The organism is Chitinophaga sp., assembly GCF_036566945.1.
Taxonomy (GTDB): domain Bacteria; phylum Bacteroidota; class Bacteroidia; order Chitinophagales; family Chitinophagaceae; genus Chitinophaga.
In genome coordinates this window covers 1-9,484 of the sequence record NZ_DATCVJ010000046.1, presented here as the reverse complement: position 1 = coordinate 9,484, position 9,484 = coordinate 1, and the positions used below count along the sequence as shown (strand labels likewise).

Annotated in this window: 6 protein-coding genes; 5 read left to right on the top strand and 1 reads right to left on the bottom strand. The window is 47.0% G+C overall.

Annotation, left to right across the window (positions count from 1 at the left end; all coding sequences use genetic code 11):
* Positions 1-92: 92 nt before the first annotated feature.
* Complete coding sequence (locus tag VIP81_RS01430; protein WP_331956693.1) at positions 93-677, bottom strand: RNA polymerase sigma-70 factor; 585 nt, start codon at positions 675-677, stop codon at positions 93-95.
* 234 nt (positions 678-911) lie between these two features.
* Here VIP81_RS01430 and VIP81_RS01425 point away from each other — a divergent pair, with 234 nt between their 5' ends.
* The 5 genes from VIP81_RS01425 to VIP81_RS01405 all read left to right on the top strand — a co-directional run.
* Positions 912-2,060 carry a putative sensor domain DACNV-containing protein gene (locus VIP81_RS01425; RefSeq protein ID WP_331956692.1) on the top strand — a complete coding sequence of 383 codons (1,149 nt, stop codon included), beginning with the start codon at positions 912-914 and terminating at the stop codon, positions 2,058-2,060.
* Positions 2,061-2,268: 208 nt separating this feature from the next.
* Positions 2,269-2,868 carry a pseudouridine synthase gene (locus VIP81_RS01420; protein ID WP_331956691.1) on the top strand — a complete coding sequence of 200 codons (600 nt, stop codon included), beginning with the start codon at positions 2,269-2,271 and terminating at the stop codon, positions 2,866-2,868.
* Positions 2,869-3,060: 192 nt separating this feature from the next.
* Positions 3,061-5,361 carry a family 20 glycosylhydrolase gene (locus VIP81_RS01415; protein WP_331956690.1) on the top strand — a complete coding sequence of 767 codons (2,301 nt, stop codon included), beginning with the start codon at positions 3,061-3,063 and terminating at the stop codon, positions 5,359-5,361.
* Between the two features lie 73 nt (positions 5,362-5,434).
* A complete protein-coding gene (locus tag VIP81_RS01410; protein ID WP_331956689.1) occupies positions 5,435-6,727 on the top strand; it encodes a hypothetical protein in 1,293 nt (430 codons plus the stop codon).
* 317 nt (positions 6,728-7,044) lie between these two features.
* Positions 7,045-9,484: glutaminase family protein (locus tag VIP81_RS01405; protein WP_331956688.1), on the top strand; the 2,440-nt coding region annotated here is incomplete at its 3' end.

Sequence of the window (9,484 nt, the reverse complement as noted above, 5' to 3'; positions counted from 1 at the left end):
TACTGTCATGAATAGCGATTTGATAAAGGTTGTTATATAAGGAGACACTAAAACGAAACGGATGGGTTAGGGTACCGCAAAAAAAATTCGATTTAGTTAAAAAGGCAAATCAGGAGCAGGAAGGTATTGAGGTCCATACGTGCCAGGCAGAAGGCGCGGATAGAGCGCATAGCGTTAGCCAGATGCACTTTGATGGTTTCGGGAGATAATTGCAGGCGGTCTGCAATTTCATTTCTTTTGAGTCCTTCTTCTTTACTTAATTTATAAATCAGCTCCTGTTGGGGCGATAATTGTGCGATGGCATTTCGCAGGATCTGTTCATATTCTTTCTGAATGATAGCTGCCTCTTTGATATTCGAGATCATGGTAGCAGAAAGTTCGGATTCCATGAGTTGCTCCCGGGCCAGCAATTTGAGTGCAGTAAAGATATGATTACGTGTTACCGTAAAAAGATAGGCTTTGAAGTGACTGACTTCATGGAGTTCCTGCCGCTTTAGCCACATCTTCAGAAAAACATCCTGTACGGTGTCTTCAGCCTGTGAGGTGGAACCCAGCAAACGGAAAGCAATAGCGTATATGCGATGACGATAGTGATGGAATAAGCCGGCAAAGGCATTGTCATTACCTTTTGCAAGGCTTAACAATAGTTCCCTTTCATTATAGGTATTCAATTCCATACGTGGTTACAGTATCAGCAAATTACTGTTTTATGGAATAGCTTGTTAGCCGTAAATTCGCCGGGAGTAATATTATTTTAGCTATTAGCCGTTAGCTTTTAGCTTTTAGCAAAATGCAGCGGAGATATTTCCGATCTACTACATTTGCTAAAAGCTAATGGCTAATGGCAGATAGCTAAATCGAAAAGCCTTAATTTAGCGGTTTAATCCGGACTTAAAAGTGTACCTGGCATTATGGAAATAGTTAACGAAGCAACATATCAGGCGGCCGCTAAGGTAGCCGGGACCATAGAAGCACATTTTCAGAAACATCTTTCTGCTGCGAAAGAGAATGGAGAAGATGATCTCGCCATTGTGCCGGAAGCGCGGCAGGTGGAGAAAATTATAGACGTGGCTTTCTGGGCCAGTTTACGTAAAGAAGAAGGTAATCCCATTCGTATATCACTGGCGTTTTTGCCACCATCACAGGCCGGCAAGCCATTACTGTTTGAGAAGCCCTTGCTGCTAACGCCGCAGCTGCTCACCAAGCTGGCGCCGGGGGTAGAACGTCCGGGCATTCATGTAGGCGTGTGGTTTGAAGGTGATGAACTGTATGTATGGGGTACTACCATTAAATTGCCCAACCTGTGTTTTGTGCTGGATGTGTCTGAACCGGGATTGCTGGTGGTGAAACACCGCCGTGCTGCCGGATTGGGAAAGTTTACCAATGTGGCCGTTTTACGCGGCGACCAGGTAAAAGTGGTCAATGAAGACAGTGGGTTGCTACCCGATAGTCCGCCTATTCTTAAATCATTGCTGGGCCTTACGCCTTCCTGTTTATGGAACAACGGCGTGAATGTGCTGATACAGATAGCCGTATCCATGCGGGCGCATAAGCGTGGTGGTATTTTACTCGTTACCCCTTCCAAAAGTGATGCGTGGCGCGAGTCTATTATACATCCCCTGCAATACCCTATCCATCCTGCCTTTTCGGGCGTAGCGGACCTGTTGCGATATGACGGTAAAAGCGTCACAGAAATTTTCTGGCAAAATGCCCTTCGGAGAGAAGTAGAAAATATTACCGGTCTTACTGCGGTGGATGGGGCTACCATTGTCAACGATCAGCAGGAATTACTCGCCTTTGGCGCTAAAATAACCAGGGCCAGGGATGCGTGGCCGGTAGACAAAGTATTGCTTGCAGAGCCGATAGAAGGTGGCATTCCTACTTTGATTCATCCGTCTGCCATTGGCGGCACCAGGCATTTGTCGGCCGCGCAGTTTGTGCATGATCAGCATGACTCACATGCACTGGTAGCGTCGCAGGATGGTTACTTCACCGTATTTTCCTGGTCGGCCCAGCAGCAGCTGGTGCAGGCGCACCGGATAGATATATTGCTGATTTAATGAAGTGTCTTTGTTCAGGATTATACTGATTATAATGATTATACTGATTTTTGTCCTTTTTGATTTTTTTGATTTTTGAAGATTAGAAAGAAGAATATTATTTTTTCTAATCTTTCAAAATCAAAAAAGAAAATCAGTATAATCATTATAATCAGTATAATCCTGAACAAAAGATCCGCTGGAATATTCTTTACTTTGGAACCATTATATGGATCGATACTTTATTATCAATAAGCCACACAACATGGTTTCGCAATTCGTCAGTTCGCATCCTGTGCGGCTGCTGGGAGAGCTGGACTTTGATTTCCCGGAAGGCACGCATGCCATCGGGCGACTGGACAATGATTCGGAAGGATTATTAATATTAACCACTAATAAAAAAGTAACGCGGCTGTTGTTTCAGGGCAAGGCGCCACATGAGCGCACTTACCTGGTAAGGGTGAAGGGCATCATGAGTGAGGCTACTTTACAACGGCTGAAAGAAGGTGTCGCCATTTGCATTGCGGAAGGGCAGGAGTACATCACTACGCCTTGCCGCGTGGAAATCGTTCCCCGTCCTCCGGGATTGTTTGATCATCCGAGGGAATTGCCAAATAACGCCCCGCATACCTGGTTAACGATTACCCTGACAGAAGGAAAATTTCACCAGGTAAGAAAGATGGTGGGAGCAGTGCATCATCGTTGTCAGCGCCTGATCCGGATATCTATTGAAGACCTGTTGCTGGGCAACCTGCAGCCGGGAGAAGTGAAAGAGTTGCCGGAAGAGGAGTTTTTTTCCCTGCTGAAAATTGATGATTATAAGGATTGACGGAGCGTTTGTGTTAAGGGGTATTTATGAAGAAGGCTTCCTTTACAGCCTTCCCTATAGAAAGGTATTTAGAGAGATGAGCTCCCGCAGAGGGGACAATTTTGCGACAGTATTAGCGAAGATGGCATTAGTTTAATGGGTTGATTCTTATTAGGTTTGCCCTTTGGAATCATGTTTTAACGAGATATTATTATGAGGAAACTTTTCGGGCTTGCAGGGGCTTTGTGTTTATTACTGCAGGTTACTTTTGCGCAGTCACAGCGCTACCCCATCATTCCCTATCCGCAACAACTGACCGCTAAAACCGGCACATTTGTGATAACACCGGCTACCAGACTGGTATTGCCGGAGGACCCGTCGCCTTTTTTAATTGAAACGGCACAACTGGAATTGTTGCTTACACAGGCATTGGGTAAACCGCTGCTGACGGCGGATAAAGTGGTGAAAGGCGCCATCGTCATGCGTCAGAACCCTGCACTGGCGGGAGAGGAGGACTATACGCTGGACATCAGCGGCACGCAGTTACTCATGACCGCGAAAACACCTACCGGTTTTTTCCGTGCTATTCAAACCTTGCGGCAGCTGATGCCGGCGGGTATAGAAGACGCCACTACACCGGATTTGAAGAAGATCACTATTCCGGCCATGGAAGTGAAAGATCATCCCGCTTATGGCTGGCGTGGTATGCACCTGGATGTGTCGAGGCATTTCTTCTCTGTAGATTATCTTAAGAAATACATTGACCTGCTGGCACTCTACAAAATGAATAAGCTGCACCTGCACCTGACCGATGATCAGGGTTGGCGCATTGAAATAAAAAAGTATCCGCTGTTAACGTCTCAGGGTGCATGGCGCGAATTCAATAACCAGGATTCCGTGTGTATGGAAAAGGCCGTGACCAATCCGGATATGGCCATTGACACCACGCATATTATCCATAGAGATGGTAAAACCTTGTATGGCGGCTTCTACACACAGGAGCAAATGAAAGACATTATTCGTTATGCCGCTGCGCGTCATGTCGAAATTATTCCTGAAATAGATATGCCGGGGCATATGATGGCGGCCATCAGGGCTTATCCATTCCTGGCATGTAGCGGAGAAATAGGCTGGGGTAAAAGTTTTTCCACGCCGATTTGTCCTTGTAACGAATCTACTTTTGCTTTTGCAGAAGATATTTTCACAGAGATAGCCGAATTATTTCCATCAAAATATATACACCTTGGCGCTGATGAAGTAGAGAAAACCAGCTGGGCTGCGGCTCCCGGTTGTGCCGAAGTGATGAAAGCCAATAACCTGAAAACGGTGGAAGAGCTGCAAAGCTATTTTGTAAAACGGATGGAAGTATTCTTCAAGTCCAAAGGCAAAACACTGATTGGCTGGGATGAAATCCTGGAAGGTGGTATCAGTCCTACCGCAGTGCTGATGTACTGGCGTTCCTGGGTGCCTGATGCCCCTATAAAGGCGGCCAAACATGGTAACCATGTGATCATGACACCAGGTAATCCGCTGTATTTTGATGGTACGCCGGATCGCAATTCCATTTATAACGTGTATCACTTTCAGCCCATTCCAAAGGGATTAACGGCAGATGAAGCGGCATATATTATGGGCGCGCAGGCGAATATGTGGACAGAATACATTCCCTCTGAAAAACGTGCGGACTATATGTTTATGCCACGAATGACAGCATTGGCGGAAGTATTGTGGACGAACCGCAACGACTACGACGGCTATCTCCAACGGCTGAACGAACAATATAAACGCCTGGACTATTTAGGTGTGCATTATCGTTTACCTGACCTGGACGGCTTTACAGAAGACAACGTATTTGTAGACAAGGGGACATTGGAGGTAAAGAAGCCACTAACGGATATGACTATCCGCTATACTACCGACGGTACTATACCGGGTGAAAATGCGGCGGTATTGCCGGCGCATTACAGCATCAGCGAGCCACAAACCATTAAGCTGGCGGCTTTCAGCCCTGCGGGCAACCGTGGAGACATTTATACTCTGCATTACCGCAAGGAAGCATATCGTAAAGCTACCGTGGTAAAAGATGCGCGGCCTGGTTTAAAACTGGACTATTATAAAGGGGCTTATAAGAGTGCCACTAAAATAAAACAGACATCGGATAGCAGTGTACGCGTAAACAACGCCATCATTCCGGAAGGCATGGGTAAAGGCGGTGGCGCTTTTGGTGCGCGGATACAGGGTTACATTAATGTACCTGCTACCGGTATTTACAGTTTTTACCTGACGGTTGATGATGGCGGTATCTTATATATCGACGACCAGGAAGTAGTGAATAACGATGGCTGGCACGCTCCTTTTCAGAAGAGCGGGCAGGTAGCGTTGGAAAAAGGCTGGCATCCGGTGAAGGTGGCCTTTGTAGAAGGTGGTGGGGGATATACCCTCAAACTGGAATACAGTGTGAATGGCAGCAAGCTGCAACCGGTGCCTGACAGCTGGTTTGGGGCAGGACGATAATAAAAAATGATATCACTATAGGGAGCGGATGGCGGATCGTCATTCGCTCTTTTTTATTATTTTTATACCAACTATGCGTATTGTAAAAATATTATTGTTCCTGTTAACCATTGGCCAGGCGGCATTTGCCACGGATATTGCCCTGGCGAAAATATTGACGTCTCTTAGTGCCAATCAAAAAACTTTGTTGTATCAGTATGGTACATTAAATACCTGGGCTACGCCTGTGGAGGCGGACAGCTTCTGGCGGCAGCATCAGTCCGAACTGGGCAATATTTCACCCGATGATGGGAAGTTGCTGGGCAGCGAGTTGCTGGCGAATACAGAATTGGTGTATGCTATGAAAACGCCGTCGCGGTTACAGGCACTCCGGGGCGTATTTACAGCTTCGAGATTGTTACTGGGTTTAGCGGGGCTGGTAGGGGCTTTTGCGCTGCTGCAATTGTTTGGTAGATATATACCGGGCGTATGGCGAAGGCTGGTCCTGTATTTTTCACCGCTGTTCCGGCGCTTGTTTTCTCCCCGGATGTTAAGCTGGGAGATGCTGGCAGTGAGCCTTGCCGCTGTTTACTTTGGTGTGATGATACCGGATGTGGTGCTGCGAACAGTGGTGATTCAGATAGGCCTCGTCACGATCTGGACACAACTAACGGCCATCCTTACACGTCAACATCATGTAAAGGAGTATTCCAGTATTATTAAGGATAGTTTTGATGATTACTATCCGGCAGGCCGCACCTTTATACATGTATCGGTGCCGGCTATACTCACCTCGCTAGTGGTGTTATGGGTGATGCGGGTATGTCCGGATGTGTGGTATCGTTACGAAGTGATGGTGCCGGTGATGATTGGCATCTTTGCATTACCCCCGTTACGGCATATGGAGTCAGTTTTAAGTCGTTTGATTTTTCCCTTCCCGGATCATCGGATTAGGGTAAAGGACCGGCGCCTGGCGGCTTATGCGGTGATATCGCTGGGCGTATGGATGGTGTTACTGCAGGTGATCCTTCCTGAGTCATTGCTGATGCTGAGTGTTTTTTTGACGGGGCTGTGTTTATTATTATCTATTGCAGATATTACCCGCGGGGGTATCAAAAACTATTGGTGGATGCAGGCATTAACCCTGCTGTTCCTGTGTGCCGAGGTATTGGAGGGATCGAAACTGGGGATGCTGTGGGTAGCCTGGACCGGCTTGGGCGGGATCCTTATTTTTGTGTTTATTAAATACTGGGAATTGCCTGTGATGCTGGGCTGGAGCTGGAAGAACAAACGGGCCTGGGGAGCGCTGGGGATGGCGTTGCTGATATGGGGTATTGCGGTATTGATTCGTGCCCGTCCGGAATGGTTTGCCATTTTTCCCGGATAGTTTGATAAGATTTAATGCAGAATTTCATGTAAAAGTGTATTTTTGCGCTCCTTACCTGTATCGAATTTAATTAATTTAAGATACGCGTAGATCTGAAATACGTACTGACAAGGCTTCTCAGGGCCTCCAAGGCGTTCGCAGGGTCTACGCTTTTTTTATGTCCCTCTCTTTTTTTGCGTCCGGCTAGTACTATTGGCGTTTGTGGCAGATATGTAACTGTTGAGATTCATTTTTTTTATGAACGGTTATAATTCACAAGAAAAATGTAATAGATTTATTAATTGTATTTTATACGCTTAACTGTTTTAAATCACGTTATGGTGAAGACATTTGCATTTGTAGCATTGCTGGGTTTAAGCAGCAGTGTGGTAGCACAACAACAGGCGCCGGCCTATCCTCTGATCACGCATGATCCTTATTTTAGTATCTGGTCCACCACAGATGAGCTGAATAACAGCTCTACGACCCATTGGACGGGAGCTTCCCAATCACTCACCGGCCTGGTAAAGGTAGATGGCATTAGCTACCGGGTACTCGGACAAAATGTACAAAGCTATCAGGGACTGGTACCTACCAGTGATGAAAAGGCGTACACCGTAAAGTATACGGAAACGACACCGGGAGAGGACTGGATGCAGTCGGCCTACGACGACAAAGCCTGGAAGACGGGCAAAGCCCCGTTCGGCGACAATTCCAGCGCCGGCGGCACGCCATGGCATAGCCATGACCTCTGGACCCGCAGAACATTCGATATCGGTGACGTATCAGCAGCGGAGTTGTTTTTAAAAATATCTCATGATGATAATATTAAAGTATACCTCAATGGAGAAGAAATTTATAATTACGAAGGGTGGTTGAATAAATATGTTTATCGCCCTATTCCAGATGCTGTAAAAAGTAAATTAAAAAGCAAAGGCAATGTGCTGGCCATTCATATTCTGAACACCGCCGGTGGCGCATTCCTGGATGCCGGTATTTCGCGTTTATCTGCCGTTCCCGGCGAGAAAGGGATAGAGAAAGGTGTACAGACTGCCGTGAACATTACTGCTACGCAAACCAGCTATAATTTCACCTGTGGCAAAGTAGACCTCACGCTTACCTTCACCTCGCCATTACTGATGGATGATCTGATGCTGTTGTCAAGACCGGTATCTTATATTTCCTACAAAGTAGCTGCCAACGATAACGCCAGCCACCAGGTATCTGTGTATTTCGGGGCTTCTTCCAACATCAGCGTAAACACGCCATCACAGCCTGTTACCACCAGTAAATATACTTCCGGCCAACTGTCTGTTTTAAAAGCGGGCACCAAAGAACAACCCATCTTAAAGAAGAAAGGGGATGATCTGCGCATAGACTGGGGCTATATGTATGTAGCCGCTCCGACGGCCGCACATCCGGTACAATACATCAGCACCAGCGACGATGCCATGCAGGCATTTGCCAAAGGCACCGTAGCCAGTACCAAACTGGATAAAGACGTAGTATTAAGTACCGCCGTGAACCTGGGCGCCGTAAACAGCACCGCCAAAGAACAACTGTTTCTGCTGGGCTACGACGATCTGTTCGCCCTGCAATACTTTAACACCAACCTCAAAGCATGGTGGAAAAATGATGCTAGTCAAACTATCGATAAACAATTAAATGCTGCCTACACCGACTACGCCAGCATCCTGGAAAAGTGCGCCGCCTTCAATGCGCAACTGCATAAAGATGCCGTAGCCACCGGTGGTGAATCTTACGCCAAACTCTGCGAGCTGGCCTACAGACAGGCGATTTCCGGACATAAACTGGTAAAGAGTCCACAGGGAGAAATTCTTTTTCTTTCCAAAGAAAATTTCAGCAACGGCTGTATCAATACTGTAGATATCACCTATCCATCTGCTCCGTTATTTTTACTTTACAATCCTGATTTGCTGAAAGGGATGATGAACGGCATCTTCTATTTTTCTGAAAGTGGTCATTACACCAAGCCTTACGCCGCGCATGATCTGGGTACCTACCCACTCGCCAACGGACAAGCCTATGGCGAAGGTATGCCCGTAGAAGAATCCGGTAACATGCTGATACTGGCCGGCGCCATTGCCCGCGCAGAAGGCAATGCCGACTACGCCAAAAAACATTGGGCCACCCTCACCACCTGGGCCGAATACCTGATGAAAGAAGGTTTTGATCCGGCAAACCAGTTATGTACAGATGACTTTGCAGGACACCTGGCACGTAATACCAACCTTTCGCTGAAAGCGATTGCCGGTATTCGTGCATACGCCATGCTGGCGCGGATGTCCGGACAAACTGCCACCGCAGATAAATATGAAACCGCCGCCAAAGAAATGGCCGCTAAATGGACAAAACTCGCCGACGATGGCGATCATTTCAGTCTCGCTTTCGAAAGTAAAAACACCTGGAGCCAGAAATACAACATGGTATGGGACAAAGTGCTGAACTTTAATTTATTCCCTGCCGACGTATACAAGAAAGAAATAAATTACTATCTCACGCAACAACATAAATTCGGCTTACCACTGGATAGCCGCAAGACTTACACCAAGTCGGACTGGATTATGTGGACCGCCGTACTCACCGACAACGCCAGTGATTTTAGTGCATTCGTTGCGCCGCTATACACCTATGCTACGGGCACGCCTACACGTGTTCCGCTGAGCGACTGGCATGAAACCACTGATGGCCGGCAGGTTGGTTTTCAGGCGAGGAGTGTAGTAGGAGGGTATTTTATGAAGATGCTGGATGCGAAGT